Origin of the sequence: Nitrosomonas sp., from assembly GCF_019752415.1 — a bacterium.
Classification (GTDB): domain Bacteria; phylum Pseudomonadota; class Gammaproteobacteria; order Burkholderiales; family Nitrosomonadaceae; genus Nitrosomonas.
Genome location: NZ_JAIEME010000025.1, coordinates 75,287 through 94,884 on the forward strand (window position 1 = coordinate 75,287; position 19,598 = coordinate 94,884).

Annotated in this window: 19 protein-coding genes; 6 read left to right on the top strand and 13 right to left on the bottom strand. The window is 42.9% G+C overall.

Annotated features, from left to right (window positions below; translation table 11 throughout):
* Positions 1-40 precede the first annotated feature (40 nt).
* From K2P83_RS05050 to K2P83_RS05065, 4 genes are read right to left on the bottom strand one after another with little or no spacing between them, the layout of a single operon-like run.
* A complete protein-coding gene (locus tag K2P83_RS05050; protein WP_292926905.1) occupies positions 41-610 on the bottom strand; it encodes a PilX N-terminal domain-containing pilus assembly protein in 570 nt (189 codons plus the stop codon).
* Complete coding sequence (locus tag K2P83_RS05055) at positions 607-1,371, bottom strand: PilW family protein (protein ID WP_363279386.1); 765 nt, start codon at positions 1,369-1,371, stop codon at positions 607-609. Before K2P83_RS05055 ends, K2P83_RS05050 begins: the two co-directional genes overlap by 4 nt.
* A gap of 36 nt (positions 1,372-1,407) precedes the next feature.
* Entirely contained in the window at positions 1,408-1,920 is a 513-nt protein-coding gene (pilV, locus tag K2P83_RS05060; protein ID WP_292926909.1) for a type IV pilus modification protein PilV, read from the bottom strand.
* Positions 1,914-2,438, bottom strand: a complete 525-nt coding sequence (locus K2P83_RS05065; RefSeq protein WP_292926911.1) for a GspH/FimT family pseudopilin — start codon at positions 2,436-2,438, stop codon at positions 1,914-1,916. The genes pilV and K2P83_RS05065 overlap by 7 nt, the downstream gene beginning before the upstream one ends.
* 238 nt (positions 2,439-2,676) lie before the next feature.
* On the opposite strand from K2P83_RS05065, the gene thiO reads away from it, so the two are divergent.
* Positions 2,677-3,783: a glycine oxidase ThiO gene (gene thiO, locus K2P83_RS05070; RefSeq protein ID WP_292926913.1), complete on the top strand. Its 1,107-nt coding sequence runs from the start codon at positions 2,677-2,679 to the stop codon at positions 3,781-3,783.
* A 3-nt stretch (positions 3,784-3,786) separates the two neighbouring features.
* On the opposite strand, the gene ispH is transcribed toward thiO, so the two are convergent.
* Positions 3,787-4,731, bottom strand: coding sequence for a 4-hydroxy-3-methylbut-2-enyl diphosphate reductase (ispH, locus tag K2P83_RS05075; protein WP_292926915.1), 945 nt, complete (start codon positions 4,729-4,731; stop codon positions 3,787-3,789).
* Positions 4,732-4,834: 103 nt separating this feature from the next.
* Positions 4,835-5,953: a 3-deoxy-7-phosphoheptulonate synthase gene (locus K2P83_RS05080; protein ID WP_292926917.1), complete on the bottom strand. Its 1,119-nt coding sequence runs from the start codon at positions 5,951-5,953 to the stop codon at positions 4,835-4,837.
* Positions 5,954-6,289: 336 nt separating this feature from the next.
* Here K2P83_RS05080 and K2P83_RS05085 point away from each other — a divergent pair, with 336 nt between their 5' ends.
* Together K2P83_RS05085 and K2P83_RS05090 are read left to right on the top strand one after the other, a co-directional pair.
* Positions 6,290-7,558 (top strand): ATP-binding protein, encoded by a 1,269-nt coding sequence (locus K2P83_RS05085; RefSeq protein ID WP_292926919.1) that lies wholly within the window; start codon positions 6,290-6,292, stop codon positions 7,556-7,558.
* Complete coding sequence (locus K2P83_RS05090; RefSeq protein ID WP_292926921.1) at positions 7,555-8,115, top strand: response regulator transcription factor; 561 nt, start codon at positions 7,555-7,557, stop codon at positions 8,113-8,115. The genes K2P83_RS05085 and K2P83_RS05090 overlap by 4 nt, the downstream gene beginning before the upstream one ends.
* A gap of 13 nt (positions 8,116-8,128) precedes the next feature.
* On the opposite strand, the gene ribD is transcribed toward K2P83_RS05090, so the two are convergent.
* The 5 genes from ribD to clpS all read right to left on the bottom strand — a co-directional run bounded on the left by ribD (position 8,129) and on the right by clpS (position 14,050).
* On the bottom strand, positions 8,129-9,220 hold the full coding sequence (gene ribD, locus K2P83_RS05095; protein ID WP_292926923.1) for a bifunctional diaminohydroxyphosphoribosylaminopyrimidine deaminase/5-amino-6-(5-phosphoribosylamino)uracil reductase RibD: 1,092 nt from the start codon (positions 9,218-9,220) through the stop codon (positions 8,129-8,131).
* Between the two features lie 107 nt (positions 9,221-9,327).
* On the bottom strand, positions 9,328-9,786 hold the full coding sequence (nrdR, locus tag K2P83_RS05100) for a transcriptional regulator NrdR (RefSeq protein ID WP_292926925.1): 459 nt from the start codon (positions 9,784-9,786) through the stop codon (positions 9,328-9,330).
* A 68-nt stretch (positions 9,787-9,854) separates the two neighbouring features.
* Positions 9,855-11,102: a serine hydroxymethyltransferase gene (gene glyA / locus K2P83_RS05105; RefSeq protein ID WP_292926927.1), complete on the bottom strand. Its 1,248-nt coding sequence runs from the start codon at positions 11,100-11,102 to the stop codon at positions 9,855-9,857.
* Between the two features lie 367 nt (positions 11,103-11,469).
* On the bottom strand, positions 11,470-13,740 hold the full coding sequence (gene clpA, locus K2P83_RS05110; protein WP_292926929.1) for an ATP-dependent Clp protease ATP-binding subunit ClpA: 2,271 nt from the start codon (positions 13,738-13,740) through the stop codon (positions 11,470-11,472).
* Position 13,741: 1 nt separating this feature from the next.
* Positions 13,742-14,050, bottom strand: a complete 309-nt coding sequence (gene clpS / locus K2P83_RS05115) for an ATP-dependent Clp protease adapter ClpS (RefSeq protein WP_292926931.1) — start codon at positions 14,048-14,050, stop codon at positions 13,742-13,744.
* A gap of 282 nt (positions 14,051-14,332) precedes the next feature.
* On the opposite strand from clpS, the gene K2P83_RS05120 reads away from it, so the two are divergent.
* Positions 14,333-14,536, top strand: coding sequence for a cold-shock protein (locus K2P83_RS05120; RefSeq protein ID WP_013964362.1), 204 nt, complete (start codon positions 14,333-14,335; stop codon positions 14,534-14,536).
* A 207-nt stretch (positions 14,537-14,743) separates the two neighbouring features.
* Here the strand turns inward: K2P83_RS05120 and icd are convergent, their stop codons facing one another.
* Positions 14,744-15,991, bottom strand: a complete 1,248-nt coding sequence (gene icd, locus K2P83_RS05125; protein WP_292926933.1) for an NADP-dependent isocitrate dehydrogenase — start codon at positions 15,989-15,991, stop codon at positions 14,744-14,746.
* 292 nt (positions 15,992-16,283) lie between these two features.
* On the opposite strand from icd, the gene K2P83_RS05130 reads away from it, so the two are divergent.
* Positions 16,284-17,327: a phosphoglycerate mutase gene (locus tag K2P83_RS05130; RefSeq protein ID WP_292926935.1), complete on the top strand. Its 1,044-nt coding sequence runs from the start codon at positions 16,284-16,286 to the stop codon at positions 17,325-17,327.
* 18 nt (positions 17,328-17,345) lie between these two features.
* Positions 17,346-18,848 carry an EAL domain-containing protein gene (locus K2P83_RS05135; protein ID WP_292926937.1) on the top strand — a complete coding sequence of 501 codons (1,503 nt, stop codon included), beginning with the start codon at positions 17,346-17,348 and terminating at the stop codon, positions 18,846-18,848.
* Positions 18,849-18,919: 71 nt separating this feature from the next.
* Here K2P83_RS05135 and K2P83_RS05140 read toward each other — a convergent pair whose 3' ends face one another.
* Positions 18,920-19,579, bottom strand: coding sequence for a methyltransferase domain-containing protein (locus tag K2P83_RS05140; RefSeq protein WP_292926939.1), 660 nt, complete (start codon positions 19,577-19,579; stop codon positions 18,920-18,922).
* Positions 19,580-19,598 lie beyond the last annotated feature (19 nt).

Genomic DNA, 19,598 nt, shown 5'->3' on the forward strand with positions numbered 1-19,598 from the left:
GATTTCAACATCCTTTCTGATTACTCGATACCTAGAGACACTACGGCCTGAATATTTCCTGTAATTGAGCCACTGTCCCTTGTCTGAGACCCTGCGCACGTACAGTAATGCGGTAGTAATAGCGCTCACCGCTACCCGGTGGTGTTTTTTTTATCCCCTCAATGATGTAAGTCGGTGCAGGCAAACCCGCGGGCAATGCGGGTGCTGTATAGGCCACACCGTCTACCCGGAAAACTGTGCCCGCTACATAGCTAATAGGACAATTTGGCGTACAGTAGGTCACCCAGGCCGGACTGGGTGCTACAGCCCCTGCACCGTAGTAACACAATCCTGCTGTGCAAGTAGTGTCAAAGTCGACCACCCCATCAATCGGACTTGGTGTATTAGTTGTCGGATCGTTATCACGAATATGCTGTTCTGCATAACGTAGCGTCATTTCTGCCGCTTGAAGCGCGATATTACGGTCCCGCAAATTACCCGACATGCGTTCTTCCATGCTCGCCGTTTTCATTGCCGTAACACCAAACATGGTTAATACAACGAGAAAAATCAATCCCGTAACAAAAGTCGCTCCGCGTTGTTTTTGAGGCAAATTAAATCTGATGATCATGGCGAGATATTGACTCGATTGCGCAAATTGAATGTGGCGGAAAAAGCACGCCTTAATCGCCGGTCAGTTGGAACAGCAACCGCAGCGCCATTACAATTCAAGTAACTTCCAGCAGAAACAATATTGGTCTTTTCAGAGCGAACCAGTACACAAACACGGGCGGTAACAACTTGATCCCAATTGGCTGGCAATGCCACGTACTGGTTCGCTGATTGGTCTCCATTTGTATCAATCCCATAAAGAATCTGGAGATCTTCCACATTTTCGACCAATTCTATGCCTGAAGGCGGCGCACCCGGTGCAACTGGCGCAACAGCAATAGTGCCATCACATTGTAATCGTGCATTTACTGCGTCGATATTAAAGTGATTCTGGATGATAGTGCCTGTTGCAGTCACTGGATTACCCTCACAATCCCTATCATCAATAGCACCGTCATATTGTATAGTGAGTGTATCCGCTACCCCTGCGGCACCTGCTGTCCCATTAATCGCTGTGCCATCAAACTCAACCTTAAAACCTGTGAACGGAAAATCCACATGCCCTGCTTGCTTGATACTGCGCCCTAGTATCTCGAGTGCAAAACGACCGCTTTCTTGAATACGCGCGTTGTCTTCTTGCACACGAAAGGCTTGACGACTGCTTACAAAGGTTGTTCCAATAACCAATAGCAATACCAGACTGATTGTCAAAGCGATCATTAACTCAATCAAAGTGAAACCCTGTTGTATTTTGGGTGAAAAATTATTTATTATGTGCATATTTGATTAAATATGATGGGCATATGGATGCCAGTTTCAAGGCGAAAACTGCGTCAAGAAGCACCGTGTGCCGGCTGGTGTGCCTACTGGGCATCTAGGATCCGATGTGTTCCCCATTTCCTTTTCAGTCCACATGACTGTGATTAAAAAACCGAGCGCCAAATTACCAGCCACTGTCCCAAGTCCCCCAGGTAATACTATAGAATTAGCCGCGTTCCACTGCGCATGGTCATAAACAGCCATCTGAGTAGCATCACATGCTGCGGCAGCACAATCACTACTAGTAGGAATATTCGTTGCAAGATTATTGTAGGATCCATTGCGTACACCAGTTAAATTGGCACGCATCCGATCTGCAATATCCTGGGTTTGTTGCGTCGCAACTGAGCGATAATGTGACGTGTTGTTGCTTTTCATACCGGTGGTCACCATGCTCGCCATTCCCAGCAATCCAAAAGAAAGTATCAGCACAGTAATGAGAACCTCCAACATACTGAAACCAGACTGCTTTCTTGATCTAATAGAATTAAGACCAGGATTCATTAACATGCACCTGTTCCTACTTCAGTACGTAACCGGCCTTGATTGTTAAGGACTAGAGCCCGCGAAGCGCTTGTACCACGATTGTCACACAAAGAGAAAGTGGCAAAAAAACCAATTGAAAAACCGCTTGCTGCAAATGTTACTCTTGTGCGAACACCATTGGATGTTAGTGTATTGCCACCTGACAACGCCGAACCGACATGAATAATCTCTTCACCTGCATCCACTGCACCATCACCATCCACATCTGCAAAAACTATCCAGCCATTGGACCAGACAGTTCCACCGGCACAACTCGTGCCATTTGTACTGGGGCAAATGGTCGCAAAACCACTTCTCTTGATAGCCTCATTTTTCGCAAGCATCATCGCCGACAGAAAACTATTAACCTGTGTTATCAGAAGGTTATCTTGTACAAATACCCGATAATTGGGCACGGCCATCGTTAACAGAATACTTGCCACACTTAACGTAACTAATAACTCTACTAATGTAAAACCCATATGGACGGTTCGACTAATCACTTTCCTTTCAACTCCAAACAGAATTACTAGAAGTTACGGTCAGAATTTAGGTTTACTTAAGTGTTTTTGGGATTCTTAAAATCTAAGTGCAAAACTCCAAGGAATCTGGGCTTATAGTTGATCGCTCCAGAACTAGCTAATAAAGTGCTGTTTAGAGAGAATCATTGCACTAGGTTACAATCACAGCAAAGCCAACTTAATTAATTCTTTATCGTCATAAAAGCAGGCACAATCCATCATGAAACAAGATGTAATCGTCATTGGTGCAGGAATCATAGGGCTTGCAACGGCAGAGCGCCTGCTATTACAAGGTGCGAAAGTTACGATACTTGAGCGCAATAAAGCTGGGCAAGAATCATCCTGGGCAGGCGGAGGTATTTTATCTCCGCTTTGTCCATGGGATTATTCAGATGATGTCACACGCCTTACTAGCTATAGCGTGAAACAATTTCCGGCCTGGATTTCAGTCTTACACAAAGCATCTGGAATTGATCCGGAATATCAAATATCCGGTATGCTGATATTGCCACCCTACGATGTAGAATTTGCACAGCAATGGTGTTCAAAAAGAAAAATTAAAATAGAGCACCGAGGAATACTGGGTACTCCATCCATCGGAAACAACACTGAGACTCATACCAGCAGAACATTTGATCGCACTTTATTCTTGCCTGATATTGCACAAGTACGTAATCCAAGATTATTACGCGCTTTACTTAGCCGAATTGCGCAATTAGGTGGGAAAATCATAGAAAGCTGTACAGTGAATACCCTGAAAATAGCACATAAGCGAATTCAGTCTGTTACTTCGTCTTGCGGCGAGTTTATTGCAGATTACACTATTGTTAGTGCAGGCGCATGGAGCAAAGAAGTATTAGGGAAACACGCACTTAAACTGGATATCAAACCGATAAGAGGACAAATGCTGTTATTTAAGTTTGATACACCACCCGTACATGCCATTCTTGTACAAAATGATTTATATATCATCCCTCGCCGGGATGGCCATTTACTCATTGGCAGTACACTCGAAGACGTGGGTTTTGATAAACAGACGACAATATCAGCACATGACAATCTGTTAATACGTGCGCAGGCTATTTTGCCAAAACTTCACAAAATGCCCATAAAGCAACATTGGGCAGGATTGCGTCCAGCATCACCGGGCAACATCCCTACTATTGCTCGACATCCGCTGATCAGAAATTTATTTATCAACAGCGGTCATTTTCGCTATGGCGTCACAATGGCACCAGTTAGTGCTGAGATCCTGGTTAATGAGATAACGAGCACCCCGCAACCTTTTGATACCACTCCCTATCAACTGGGATGGAACATAGATTAGTTATCAGGCCTTTGGTAATGGAAACACAACCGATTCAACAACACCACTTAACTCTTCTATCATCACATCTTCACCGATTTGTTCGGCTCCGATTTGCTTGAGCCGGGATATTACTTGCTGTACCAGTATTTCCGGGGCAGAAGCTCCTGCCGTAATACCGATGATTTTCTTTCCAAGAAACCAATCTTCCTGCAATTGTTCGGCGCGATCTACCATATAGGCTTCCACATTGGCATTTCTTGCCACTTCACATAGCCGGTTAGAATTTGAACTATTGGGAGAACCCACTACAATGACCAAATCGCATTGATCCACCATTTTCTTAACGGCATCCTGGCGATTCTGCGTGGCATAGCAAATATCATCTTTTTTAGGACCGGTGATCATAGGGAATCGTCTTTTCAAGGCATCGACAATGCGTGCAGCATCATCAACTGACAAAGTAGTTTGTGTCACATAAGCTAAGTTGGCCTCGTCATTAACTTTCAAGACATCAACATCCATCACTGTTTCTACTAGATACATTCCTTTGTTTTCACCGTCAATTTGCCCCATCGTGCCTTCAACTTCCGGATGGCCTTGATGACCAATCATAATGATTTCCTTTCCATCCTTGCGCATCTTGGCTACCTCCACATGAACCTTGGTAACCAGTGGACAGGTCGCATCAAATACCTTCAATTTGCGATCTGCAGCTTCTCGCCGGACAGCATGCGATACACCGTGTGCACTAAAAATCAGGATACTGTCTTGTGGCACCTCATCCAGATTTTCTACAAAAACAGCGCCTTTCTTCTCCAGATTTTCAACCACAAAACGGTTATGCACAACTTCATGGCGCACATAAATCGGCGCGCCATGCATTGTGAGCGCACGTTCAACAATTTCTATCGCACGATCCACACCGGCACAAAAACCTCTGGGATTAGAAAGTAGTACTTTGATCATTTATTTATCCTCCATCAATGGATATTTTGCCTAGACTAAATTCAGTGATAAGCGAATTTCGCATTCAATATCACAGATCTCAAGCATTGAAATTTAACTGCGTTTATATCTCTCGATAGCGTGCCGTCAATGCGACACGTTTTTCATAAGCTTCCCGTGCAATCTGAATATCTTCCAGAAATTGCGGCAGCTCCTTCATTAGCAGTGCTTGTGGCCCATCGACTAATGCTTTGCTGGGTGCCGGATGAAAGTCGACCAACACCATATTAGCACCAGCTATGACACCCTGAGCTGTTACATGCATAACGTCCAGAATACCATCCGGCGAGCTTGCGCGAGTACCCACTGAGTGCGAAGGATCAACACAAACTGGCATACGAGTTAACCTTCTAACAACAGGTACATGCGAAAAATCAACAAAATTACGATGCGGATCACCCATATTTGTTTTCATACCGCGTAACCCGAAAACCACTTTGCGATTTCCCTCCGAAGCCAAATACTCTGCGGCATTCAATGATTCGTCCAGGGTAATACCAAAACCACGTTTTATCAGCACTGGAAAATTCTGCTGACGGCCAACAATTTTCAGCAGCTCAAAATTCTGTGTATTCCTGGTCCCAATCTGCAACATAACACCCGTTGCATTACCCGTCTGATACAACGCATTACGTATTTCTTCCAAGTGGGATTCATGCGTAATCTCCATCGCGATAACTTTTATGCCGTACTTTCCTGCCACATCAAAAACATAAGGAAGACAAGTTTTGCCATGCCCCTGAAATGAATAAGGACTGGTTCTTGGCTTATAGGCACCCATTCGCGTACAAACCTGCCCCTGATCACGCAATGCCTTCATCATCATTTCAACGTGCTCAATGGTATCAACCGCACACAATCCTGCGAACACATTCAGCGTGTCCTGCCCAAAACGAACACCGTTATAATCAAAATGTGTCGGGCGATCATCATTCTTATGTCGTCCTAAAACCCGATATTCCTCGGAAACTCGAACTACCCGGTCAACACAAGGAAGCGAGTTAACATCCTCAATAGATAACACTTTAGTGTTACCTATTAAATATATCTCTGTCAGCGTTTGTTCAGTACCTACTTCAGTATGAACGCGCGTCGATATCCCTGAGAAATTGGCAAGGTGCCCCAACAACTGTTTATATTCCGGACTATCCAGCCGGGTATCTGGAACAAGGATAAGAATCATAAAATAATTTCAAAAAGATAATGCTAATTCATTAGCATAAGATAATATAGCCCACGATTCTAACCGAAAAAACTATTGGTTACCATGATTCTGATAAACACTCGCGCTGATTAAATCTCTTCAGAACCAGGGATTCTTCATCAAAGCAACATAATCAAACAATCATTAGCACAATGTGGTCGTATGTCAACAACTTTGCTCGAATTACGAATCAAATTTTTGATACAACTATTCAACTTACCCTGAGACAATTTGTCACATAGCATTTCAAGAGAATTTAAGCTAATGTGCTACATTAGCTTACAATTAAAAAAGATTCATTGCGATATCCTCAAAATGTTTAGTGACCTCAGTCAATCACCCCTCAGTAAAAATTTACAACGTTTATTTTGGCTCCGGAATATTGCCATCGTGGCGCAGTGCCTGACATTTGCAATTGTGTACTGGACCATCGATATTGTAATTCCATGGGCGCAAATGATCTCTGTCGTCGCAATACTCTCTCTGTTAAATCTATTGACATGGGTACGATTACACCGTAAATGGCCGGTATCTCATACTGAGTTCTTTTTACAATTGCTGATTGATGTTCTGGCATTGAGTACACTATTGTATTTCAGTGGCGGCTCAACCAATCCATTTATTTCACTATATCTATTGCCTTTGACGATCGCAGCCGCCACACTGCCTTGGCGTTATACATGGGTTATGGCTATGGTCACAATTGCTTGTTATACGCTGCTATTATTCAAATATGTACCATTGCCGCACGAACATAGCAATCATCTCATTGAATTTGCGTTACATGTTTCAGGAATGTGGTTAGCATTTGTATTAAGTACTGTAATCATTGCATGGTTCGTCGTTAAAATGAGCTCCTCGATTCGAGATCGGGATCAGGATCTTGCTAAAGCGCGAGAACAGTCATTACGCAATGAACAAATTATCGCTCTGGGAACACTGGCAGCCGGTGCGGCACACGAACTTGGCACACCGCTCTCAACCATGGCAGTTGTGACTGGAGAATTACTCCAAGAATATAAAAATGATGTTGAATTTCAGAATAATATTCATATTTTGCGTGATCAGATTGCTCACTGCAAGCAAACTTTGACTCAATTACTGGCCAAAGCGGGTCAAGACAGAACTGAGAACGGTAGCGAACTTCCCGTCGATGAATTTCTTGATCAGGTTCTTGACAAATGGAAGTTGATACGCCCCTCTGTTAAATTTACTTACCAAAGTACAGGCACCCCCCCTACACCCAGGATTATGGACAATCAGCTATTGAGCCAATCCATACTTAATCTACTTAATAACGCAGCAGATGCATCTTCAAAATGCATAGAGATCAAGAGTCATTGGGAAAATCTAATGTTGCATCTTGAGATTATTGATGATGGCGAAGGGTTGTCGGCAGAAGCCATGCAACGCGCTGGTGAAGCGTTTTTTTCCAGTAAGACACCTGGGCAAGGTTTTGGAATCGGTTTATTCCTGGCGAATGCAAATATTGAGCGCTTTGGCGGTAGTGTTCGTTTGTTCAATCTTGAGACTGGCGGTGCTTGCACACAGGTCGTTTTGCCGCTATTAAAGCCAACATCATGATCGAACTTTCATTAACTGACAACAACGAGTATCCCAGTTTAATCATTGTCGACGACGATAAAGTTTTTTGTGATGTGCTGGCAAAAGCGATGACAAAGCGTGGCTTCAGCGTAACGTGCGCATATACTATTGATGATGCATTAAAGCTGGCCGAAGCATCAACACCTGAATACGCAATTGTTGATCTGAAATTATCCAGCGAATCCGGATTGGTGCTGGTTGAGAAACTGAAAACCTTGGATCCCGGTACCCGCATTGTTATGCTAACGGGTTATGCCAGTATTGCTACGGCGGTTGAAGCCATAAAACTCGGTGCTACCCATTATCTTGCAAAACCAGTAGATGCCGATGATATTATGGCTGCTTTTGAACGTGTATCTGGCGAATCGAATATAGCTATCAGTGCACATCCATTATCGGTAGGACGGCTTGAATGGGAATATATTCAGCGCGTTCTCACTGAGAATGATAACAATGTGTCAGTTACTGCCAGAATATTGAATATGCATCGACGTACATTACAGCGCAAGCTTGCCAAAAAACCACTACGTGAATAAAGAAAAATCTATTTTATAGAAACCTTGCAATTATCCGGACATCTTGCCCAACCATGCGTAAGTCATTTATTCTGAGAGTCTTCTTTTTCTCAAGATTCATTAATTCAGGTAACTGAACCATTCCCTGCGCATTATCACCTAGCAAATGCGGCGCAAGATAAATAATCATCTCATTAACTAATCCAGCCTCAACTAAAGCGCCATTCAGTCCACACCCAGCTTCCACCAATACTTCATTCATTCCAAAATCAGCTAGCGCAGTAATCATTTTCCCCAGATCGACTCGGCCCTTGGCATTGGACAAAACTATGACCCGAACACCCATCTTACTCAGTGCCTCATTTTTTTCCGGATTGTTATTATTCGCGGTAAAGATAAATACCTCTTCTCCAGCTTGCAGTAATTTAGCATCCAACGGAATTACTAAATGACTGTCTACGATAATCTTTTTTGGTTGACGGCGTGTCTTGATGTGACGTACCGTTAACTGAGGATTATCGGATTTTACTGTACCGATACCTGTCAGGATGGCGCATGAACGTGCGCGCCACCGATGCCCATCCTGTCGTGCAGATTCTCCGGTAATCCATTGACTAACACCATTATTCAGCGCAGTCTTACCATCCAAGCTTGCAGCTGTTTTTATCCTGACCCATGGCTTTTTGTGAATCATACGTGTAACAAAACCCACATTCAGCGCACTCGCTTCTGCTTCTAATAAACCGACCTGTACGTCAATTCCAGCCAATTCTAATAAGGCTTTACCACGACCTGACACTAGCGGATTAGGATCTTCCATGGCGATGATGATCCTGGCAATGCCTGCAGCAATCAAAGCATTAACACACGGCGGCGTGCGTCCAGAATGGGCGCAGGGTTCCAGTGTGACGTAAGCTGTTGCGCCACGTGCTGCCTCTCCAGCACTATTCAGCGCATTAATTTCAGCATGTGGTTGTCCAGCCTTCTCATGCCAACCGCTCCCGACTATCTGCGCATTATGGGTAATCACACAACCAACACGCGGATTAGGTGTGGTATCGTATAGCCCTTTCTCAGCTAACCGTAGCGCATACGACATGAAAGCATAATCGGCGGGAGAGAACATCTAAGGAATTGTAAAATATGACTGCGATTGATTCACCCGGTCTACTGCATTCCGATAAATGACCAGTAAAACATCAGGATGGTTTAGGTTGTTTTCTTCGATTGCAATTATTGATTTGGTTTTTGTACTTCTTTGATCGCATCACGAAAATCATCCACATCCTGAAAGCTTTTATAAACGGATGCGAATCGGATATAAGCTACTTCATCGAGCTTATAAAGTTCTTGCATCACACTCTCACCAATACTACGTGATGAAACTTCGCGCTCTCCCATGCTTAAAAATTTTTGTACAATACGGTCGATCGCTGCATCCACATAACTTGTGGGAACAGGGCGTTTATGGAGTGCACGTTTAAATCCCGTCAACAGTTTGTTTCGATCAAACTCGGCTCGGCTACCATCATGTTTTACAACTTGAGGTAAACGTAATTCAACGGTTTCGTATGTCGTGAAACGTTTATCACAAGACTGGCACCGCCGACGCCGTCGTATTTTCTGGCCATCCTCACTCACGCGAGAGTCAATCACACTGGTGTCTTCTGCACAGCAAAAAGGGCATTTCATAACAAAATTTAGCCAGTATTAATCAAGTTGGTCAGATCATTTTTCAATATCTGGCCAACTTGGAAAAGCTATCCATAAACTGGAAATTTTGCACACAATCGTTTTGCTTCGGTAGCCACTCGTGACAAAACCGCCGAATCCTCAGGTGCAGCAAGCACATCCGCTATCAAGTTGGCTAATTGTTCCGCTTCCAGTTCTTTGAAACCTCGCGTGGTCATTGCTGGTGAGCCGACACGGATACCACTGGTAACAAATGGTTTCTGAGGATCATTAGGTATGGCGTTCTTGTTAACCGTAATGTGTGCCAGTTCAAGTGATTCTTCTGCCTTCTTACCAGTCAGATTCATCGCACGCAAGTCAACCAGAAACATATGACAATCTGTTTGTCCTGAGACAATTCGCAAGCCGCGATTGATTAGCACTTTTGCCATTACTCTTGCATTTTCAATTACTTGCTCCTGATAATCCTTAAACTCTTTACTGGCAGCTTCTTTAAATGCGACCGCTTTAGCCGCGATCACATGCATCAATGGGCCACCCTGAGTTTGTGGAAAAATGGCAGAGTTTAGCGCCTTCTCGTGTTCAGGTTTGGCCATAATAATACCGCCACGCGGACCGCGTAATGTTTTATGTGTAGTGCTCGTAACAAAGTCTGCAATACCAACAGGATTAGGATAAAAACCAGCAGCTACCAATCCGGCGTAATGAGCCATATCGACAAACAGGTAGGCATCTACAGCATCAGCAATTTTGCGGAAACGTTTCCAATCAATGACTCTCGCATAGGAGGAGGCGCCTGCAACTATCATTTTTGGTTTATGTTCATGGGCTAATTGCTCAACTTGATCATAATCAAGCAACTCAGTTTCCGGATGCAAGCCGTAAGAAATCGAATTAAAAATCTTTCCGCTCATACTAACGCTAGAACCATGCGTTAAGTGACCTCCATGCGCCAACGACATGCCCAGCAGGGTGTCGCCGGGCTTTAGCACTGATAGATAGACAGCGGCATTGGCTTGCGAACCGGAGTGCGGTTGTACATTAACATACTCAGCACCAAAGAGTGCCTTTAATCGGTCAATAGCCAGTTGCTCAACCTGATCAGCATACATACAACCGCCGTAATAGCGTTTTGTCGGATATCCTTCGGCATATTTATTCGTTAGAACAGAACCCTGAGCTTGCATAACTGCGGGGCTTGCATAATTTTCCGATGCAATTAATTCAATATATTCTTCCTGGCGCTGTATCTCGCCTTTAATCGCCTGCCATACTTCTGGGTCGACATTTTCTATAGTTTGTTTCTGCGAAAACATGGTGATACCAATCCTTTGAAATATTTTTAAACCGAGAAAATACGTATATTACCATTACCTGCCGAAATGCAGATAGCTGATCACAAGCAGCAGAATAAAAAAGAGAAGAATTTTTCTTTATCAATACCAATATTTATTGCCGCCCGATTTATACAAATGGAGTGGTTGTAAGAAAGTGGAGAGACTATCCCTTGTAATCGTATAATTTGGGTAAAAAAACTGCCAAGCTCCACTGGTAAGTTTGAACGGAAGCAGTCCGTACTAGGGATAAAAAACAGTGTAGAAAATTTATACCCTATAATCTGTAGCTTGCTTCTCCAGAACAATGAAACAATAGAACAGTTCCTGTAAGTGTCTCAGCTATCGATCAAATAATTGCGGCTTCTTCTTCAAAGAGAAGTTTTACTTTCTCATCACTATCACTATCACTATTAATATCAACCGTTACTTTACCGCCATTGACCAGGCGCCCGAACAATAATTCATCAGCCAATGCACTACGAATCGTATCTTGGATAAGCCGTTCCATAGGCCGGGCACCCATGAGTGGATCAAAGCCATGTTTTGCAAGATACTTACGTAATTGTTCCGTAAACGTTGCCTCCACTTTCTTTTCGTGAAGTTGTGTTTCAAGTTGAATCAGGAATTTATCGGTTACTCGCAAAATAATTTCCTGACCTAAAGAGGCAAATGAAATGATCGCATCTAGCCGATTACGAAACTCAGGAGTAAATAGTTTCTTGATATCAATTAATTCATCCCCTGCAAATTTTGATTTTGTAAATCCCATCGAAGATCTAGTAAGGGATTCAGCGCCTGCATTGGTAGTCATTATAATGATTACATTGCGAAAATCTGCTTTACGCCCATTATTGTCTGTCAGCGTTCCATAATCCATGACTTGCAACAGGATATTGAAAATATCTGTATGCGCTTTTTCGATCTCATCTAATAATAAAACCGAATAGGGATGCTTAATTACTGTTTCTGTCAACAATCCCCCCTGATCATAACCCACATATCCAGGTGGTGCGCCAATCAGACGGGATACTGCGTGACGTTCCATGTATTCAGACATATCGAATCGATGCAAGTGAATGCCGAGGGCATAGGCTAATTGCCTTGCCACTTCGGTTTTTCCGACACCTGTTGGCCCTGAAAAAAGAAAAGAACCCACGGGTTTCCGCGGATTTCCCAGTCCACTTCTCGACATTTTTATGGCCGCAGTCAACGCATTAATTGCATTGTCCTGCCCAAAAACAACGGCTTTCATATCACGGCCCAATGTTTTCAATTTATTGCGATCGTTCGCAGAAATATTTTGTGGAGGAATTCGCGCAATCTTGGCTACCACATTCTCAATTTCACTTTTACCGATGACCTTCCGTTTCTTCGATTTTGGTAATATACGTTGGGCAGCACCGGCTTCATCCAGCACATCAATTGCTTTATCTGGCAAATGTCTATCATTAATATAACGTTCCGATAGTTCTGCTGCAGAAACTAATGCACTGGCAGTATATTTAACCTTATGGTGCTGTTCATAACGAGATTTCAAACCACGTAAAATAGCTACTGTTTCATCTACACTGGGTTCGTTAACTTCTATCTGCTGGAAACGCCTTGATAGCGCATGGTCTTTCTCAAAGATCCCGCGGTACTCCTTAAAGGTTGTGGCACCGATACATCGTAGTTGCCCAGTACTTAAAACCGGCTTCAACAGATTGGATGCGTCCAGAACGCCACCTGAAGCAGCACCAGCACCAATGAGTGTATGGATCTCATCTATGAACAAGATAGCCATTGGATTATCAGTTAACTGTTTTAGCAATGTTTTCAAGCGTTGTTCAAAATCTCCGCGATATTTGGTGCCCGCCAATAAAGCGCCCATATCAAGCGAATAAATTTGATGCTTCAAAAGTAAATCAGGCACATCTTCTTCAACAATACGTTTTGCCAAGCCTTCTGCAATTGCAGTTTTTCCTACACCAGCTTCACCAACTAATAAAGGATTATTTTTACGGCGTCGGCACAACGTTTGTATGACTCGCTCAATCTCCTTCTCACGCCCCACCAAGGGATCTATTTTATTAATTAACGCCAGGTGATTGAGATTTATCGTGTAATTCTCGAGCACGCCCCCGCTCGAATTGGTTTCGTGCTCAGTGTCCCCTTCATTTCCAGTTTTAGCGTCATTCTCGTGCGGTACTTTCCGAATATTATGTGAGATGTAATTCACTACATCCAAACGGGTCACACCTCTCTGATGTAAGAAATAGACGGCATGTGAATCTTTCTCACCAAAAATCGATACCAAAACATTGGCGCCAGTAACTTCTTTCTTTCCAGATGACTGTACATGCAATATCGCTCGTTGAATGACGCGCTGAAAACCTAATGTAGGTTGCGTATCAACTTCTTCTTTACCATTGATTACCGGTGTATGGCGTGTAATATGGTCCGCTAATACTGATCGCAAACCATCAATGTCTACCAAGCAAGCATTTAATACCTCAGCGGCGCTTGCATTATCCAGCATTGCCAGCAGTAAGTGTTCTACTGTAATGAATTCATAACGTTTTTGTCTGGACTCTACAAACGCCATATGTAAACTGACTTCTAAATCTGGCGCAATCATTTCAGTTTTCCTCCATTATACACCTAAGTGGGTGCTGATTTTTTCTAGCAAATTCAACCACCTGCTTGACCTTCGTACTTGCAATATCACTTGGGTATATACCACACACACCGACCCCCTGCATATGTACCTCTAACATTATTCGTGTTGCCTGTTCTTGATTCATGGAAAAAAATATTTTCAACACCTCAATCACAAACTCCATAGGTGTGAAATCATCATTCAATAATAAAATTTTGTACATGGAGGGAGGTTTTCGTTCAACTTTTTCCTGTACAAGCATAACGGCTTCTGGGTTACTCTCCGTCATAACTGTTTTCCCTACTCATTCTTTCTATAAAAATATATTGTACTAAATACTTCATTATCGACATCTTTGACGATTACGACAAAATTTTCAAGTATCTTGAGACAATTACCTAGTTCTTGCACACAAATATGTTGTAACGGCTTGACTTTAACCCTGGATTTGCGTAAAACTGCAAATGGCGTTTGGCTTCAAGTTCTCTGCGGTCCCGGTTTTATCCGTCAATGGTCTTGAAATTCAAATAGTGTTAGGGTTTCCGGCCCAGTTTTTATATAGGAAGTAGAAATGGCAACAGGTACAGTAAAATGGTTTAACGATTCCAAAGGTTTTGGTTTTATTACTCCCGACGATGGCAGTGAAGATTTGTTTGCACACTTCTCAGCAATCAATATGTCTGGATTTAAAACTCTTAAAGAAGGCCAAAAAGTGAGTTTTGATGTCACTCAAGGACCGAAGGGAAAACAGGCCTCTAATATCCAATCCGCTTAACTTTCATAAAAATACTGGCTTAGACCGTTTGTTTTAGTAGCAATAACAATAGAAATAAAGTAAGTAAGAAGAATACAACCTCATATTACCCCTTTGTTAGTATGGCAAGGGGTTTTTTCTTTGTTCTTTGTTCTTTGTTCTTTGTTCTTTGTTCTTTGTTCTTTGTTCTTTGTTCTTTGTTCTTTGTTCTTTGTTCACACGCTACAACTACATACGTTCAATCATGGCACTACCAAAATCCGAAGAAGAAACCTGTTTAGCATCAGTCATCTGTCGCGCAAAGTCATAGGTAACTATCTTGTCTTGAATAGTTGTTTCCATTGCTTTGATAATCAAATCGGCCGATTCTACCCAACCCAAATGCCGCAACATCATTTCCGCTGATAATATGATTGAACCAGGATTTACTTGATCTTTCCCCGCATATTTAGGTGCCGTACCGTGTGTTGCTTCAAAGATAGCGATGGAATCGCTAAGGTTTGCCCCTGGTGCTATCCCAATTCCGCCTACCTGTGCAGCCAATGCATCAGAAATATAATCGCCATTTAAGTTCAGAGTAGCTACTACGTCATACTCTTCTGGACGTAACAAGATTTGCTGTAAAAAAGCATCCGCAATCACATCTTTAATAATAACCCTGCCTTTTTCTAGCGGCAATTTCATCCACGGTCCCCCATCCAGCAATTCTGCTCCAAATTCTTTAGCAGCCAAAGCATAGCCCCATTTCTTGAATGCACCTTCAGTAAACTTCATAATATTGCCTTTATGCACCAAAGTAACCGATCGGCATTTATTATCAATAGCATACTGAATTGCCTTCCGGACAAGACGTTCAGTCCCCTCTTTCGAAACAGGTTTGATTCCAATACCAGAAGTCTGAGGAAAACGTATACTGGTCACTCCCATATCTGTAATGAGAAAATCAATTATTTTCTTTGCGGGCTCTGATTCTGCCTCCCATTCGATACCTGCATAGATATCTTCAGAATTTTCTCTAAAAATAACCATGTCGGTCTTCTCCGGATTCTTCACTGGGCTGGGTACACCACTAAAATAACGTACTGGCCGCAAACAAATGTATAAATCCAGCAGTTGTCGAAGCGCAACATTAATCGAACGTATACCACCACCCACCGGTGTTGTCAGCGGACCTTTAATGGAAACCACAAACTCTCTAGCGGCTTGTAGAGTCTCTTCCGGCAACCACACATCAGGCCCATAAATTTGTGTTGATTTCTCGCCCGCATAGATTTCCATCCACGAAATTTTGCGTTGCCCGAGATATGCTTTCTTAACCGCTGAATCGACGACTCTCCGCATTACGGGAGTAATATCAACACCAATACCATCACCTTCAATAAAAGGAATTATTGGATTATCAGGTACATTTAACGAATTATTCTCATTAACCTGAATCCTTTCCCCATCATTAGGTATTTTTATATGCTGATACATGACATCTCCAAGTATTCGAATACTATCTGTGCGATTACTAAATATTACCGGGCAGCTAAACATTATTGGATGAGAATGTTGTCACTTTTCTTCTTCATTGCATGATAAATTTTCTCAAACTAAAATAAAGTCCCGTGTTTAGACTATTATACGTGTAAATACGAAGCCTTTCCAAGCGACTGGAAAATCTGTTGCCACCTATCGATCATCCTAGTATTTTTTAAATGTATATCATTACTTCGGATAAGCAGCATTCACTCAATCTCCAGGACTACTCAACAGCACCCACACAATGAATTTAAACCTCCTCGTTCCCAATCTATTCTGGCCTGATATCTTGCAAACAGAAATCTATAATGATCTATCGGCGCCTTCTCTAGAAGTACTGTTATCAAAAAGTACCGCTACAACAACTCCGCCACAGGAAATAGAAGCGTGGCTATGTAAGGAGTTTAATGTAGCAAAGCAGAAAAATGACTGGCCTATTGCGCCGCTCATGCTAATCACTGACGCACCCGCTTTGGAAAAAACAAGTAAAGATTTCTGGATGCGTGCCGATCCTGTCCACCTACGTATTGAACAAAACCATATCATGTTAGCTGATAGTCAAGCTTTCCAAATTTCTATAGAAGAAGCCGAACAAATAGTACGGGATCTTAATCTCAGTCTGGGAAATCATGATTTCTCTTTCTTCCCATTACATCCTGACCGTTGGTATATCCGAACCCCAAAAGCGCCAGAGATCTTCACGCACACACTCAGCCATGTCACATGCAAGAACATTAATAATTTTTTGCCGTCAGGTGCTGAAAGTATCGCATGGCATAAAATTTTTAATGAGATTCAGATGCTCCTTTATGAACACCCAGTTAATCAAGCTCGTGAATCTCGTGGAGAATTGACTATTAATAGTGTTTGGTTCTGGGGAGGAGGAACTATGCCGCAATCAACACTCTCTCTTTATTCGCATACATGGAGTGATAATGACCTTCTGCGCGCACTAGCATTAGCCAGCAACACTGGCCACTCAGAGTTACCTGCCGATGCACAGGAATGGTTCCAAACCCAAATATCCGGGAATCATCTCGTGGTATTGGATGCTTTGCAAGGAAAAGCCAAGTATAGAGATGCTTATGGCTGGCGTGAGGCGCTCGTGAACATGGAGAAAAATTGGTTTTTACCTGTATATATGGCACTTAAGAAAGGAAAAATCAACCAATTGACCCTCACAGCGCTTAACGAAACTTCATCTCAGCGTTTTGAGATAACACGCTCTGATTTATGGAAATTCTGGCGAATAACTAAACCACTTCCCGCTCATATAGAAACACACTAGCAAGAATAAGGAAACATCGTGCAAAAAATCTCTCTTCTTAGTAACGTTAAACCTTATCTCGCAATTTGCATTGCGCTAATACTTGCAATCGTTCTGATAGCTGACACCTATTTTATCAATGAAATCCCATCGCACTTGCAAGCAGCACTCTGGTTTTCCTTGGTCTTTGCAATACTAATAGCAATGATCCAAGTAGCGGGTGCGGAGAAAAATATCAAAAACTTTTCCGATCAACTCCAAGTTAGCAAGGAAAGACTCGGGAATGAGATTAAGCACCGGTTATGGGCTGAGAAAACAGCTTCTGAAAGCAAAATAAAATCACAGTTTGTTGATGAAAACATGCCTGTCATGCTGGCTTATTTTAATGGTGATCTTCGTTGCCGTTACCATAATAGAATATTTCGCCGATGGTTTGGATTAAAGCCAGATCAAATAGATGGCCGGCTTTTAAACGAATTCTCAAATGAAGAGTTTTTCTCTGATATTCAAAATAGTATCGAAGAAATACTGGCCGGAAAAACCGTGCATAACGAACGTGTACTTAAGTCGACCAAGGGCTTCCCTTATATTTTTACGGAGCAATATCTTCCTCATCTTGATAGCAAGGGAAAGGCTATCGGTTTCTACACGCTACACACTCCCCGGGCGCAAGAAAAAAACCGTGATTCTTCGAAAAAGAAATTAGAGAGCCCAACCAAACCAGAACCAGAAAAAGCCAACAAAATACTGACTAAAGACAATACAAACCCGCCACCGAGTACTCAAACATCCAAATCAGGAATTACCGCTGCACGTATTACTCAGGCCATTGAGGGGGGGGAATTTAATCTTTATTGCCAGGAAATAACCCCTATCAAATCTTCTATCACATCAGTCTCACATTATGAGATTCTCATTCGTATGCATGAGGAAGAAAATAACTTGATGCCCCCTGGCTCATTTCTACCCCTTGTCGATCAATTTAAAATGATGCCCAAACTGGATCGGTGGATAATCAATCACATCGCCCAGTGGTTATCAGTTCACCCAAAATCCAACTCTGTATTTTATGTTAATGTCGCTAAAGATACGTTAAGTGACCGGGCCTTTCCTGGTTTTATTCAAGATCAATTACAAAAAATAAAAGCCCCGGCTACCAATCTTTGCTTTGAGGTTGAAGTATCAGACGCAGAAGCCAATACAGCCGATACACTTATTTTTACGCAGAAAATTCGAGAGCTGGGCTGCTTGGTTTCGCTATGCAGCTTTAGCGGCAACCCAGAATCGTTAAATCTGCTCGACAAAATGAAAGTCGATTTCCTGAAAATTGATGGCAGTTTAGTATGCAATATCCTTCGTGATGAGGAAGATCTCGATAAAGTAAAAACCATCAATCAACTTGCGCACAAGGCAGAAATTAAGACAATAGCCGAATTAGTTGAATCAGATGACATCATCGTAAAGCTACAGGAAATTGGCATCGATTATGCGCAAGGATTTGGTGTTGCTAAGCCTCATCCCTTCAAAGATCTCGAGTCATAGGCTGAGCGGCAGGGAATTTTTGTAAACCCCTGCCTCTAAAATCCGATTTCAGACTATCCCACAAAGCAGGATCAATCATTCTTCATCGGCTTACTGGCACGGTATAAAGCGATCGTGCCGACCAAGGTACGATGCTGAGCAGTCTCTTCTACCGGGTGGAATCCGGCATCCATTATAAATGCCGGCAAGCGACCCAAAATGTGATCGTGAATTTCTTCAAACCAGCGCATCATCAAAGAGATTAACCACATGACAAAATCATGTGGCTTTCCGAAATCCGCGATATGCAGCTCTCCGCCAGGCTTCAATACGCGGAAAGCTTCTCTGAGCATTTGCTGTTTATCTTGCCGCGTCAGATGATGCAGCATCAGACTGGTGAATACACGGTCGAAACTTCCATCCGGGTAGGGCAAACAAGTCGCTGTGCCCTGTTGCAAGATGATGGCTTCTCCTGCTTGCTGCCCGTCCTTTCTTCGCGCAATGTCCAACACCTGGGGATCCACATCAAGTCCATAGACTATGGCACCCGGCTCGGTTTGTTTGATCAACATAGTGAGCGTGCCGGTACCGCAACCCGCATCCAACACGATCTGGCCGGGCTGAATATGGGCCTGCGCAATCAATGCCGCCTTGGTTCCCGATTCTGGAAACAGGCACCGCATCATGGGATCGTACCAGCGCGTCAGCCAGTGGAAATGTAATGCCGGGATAAAATGAGGCTGCTTTTTCATGAAATCAGATTATTTCCGA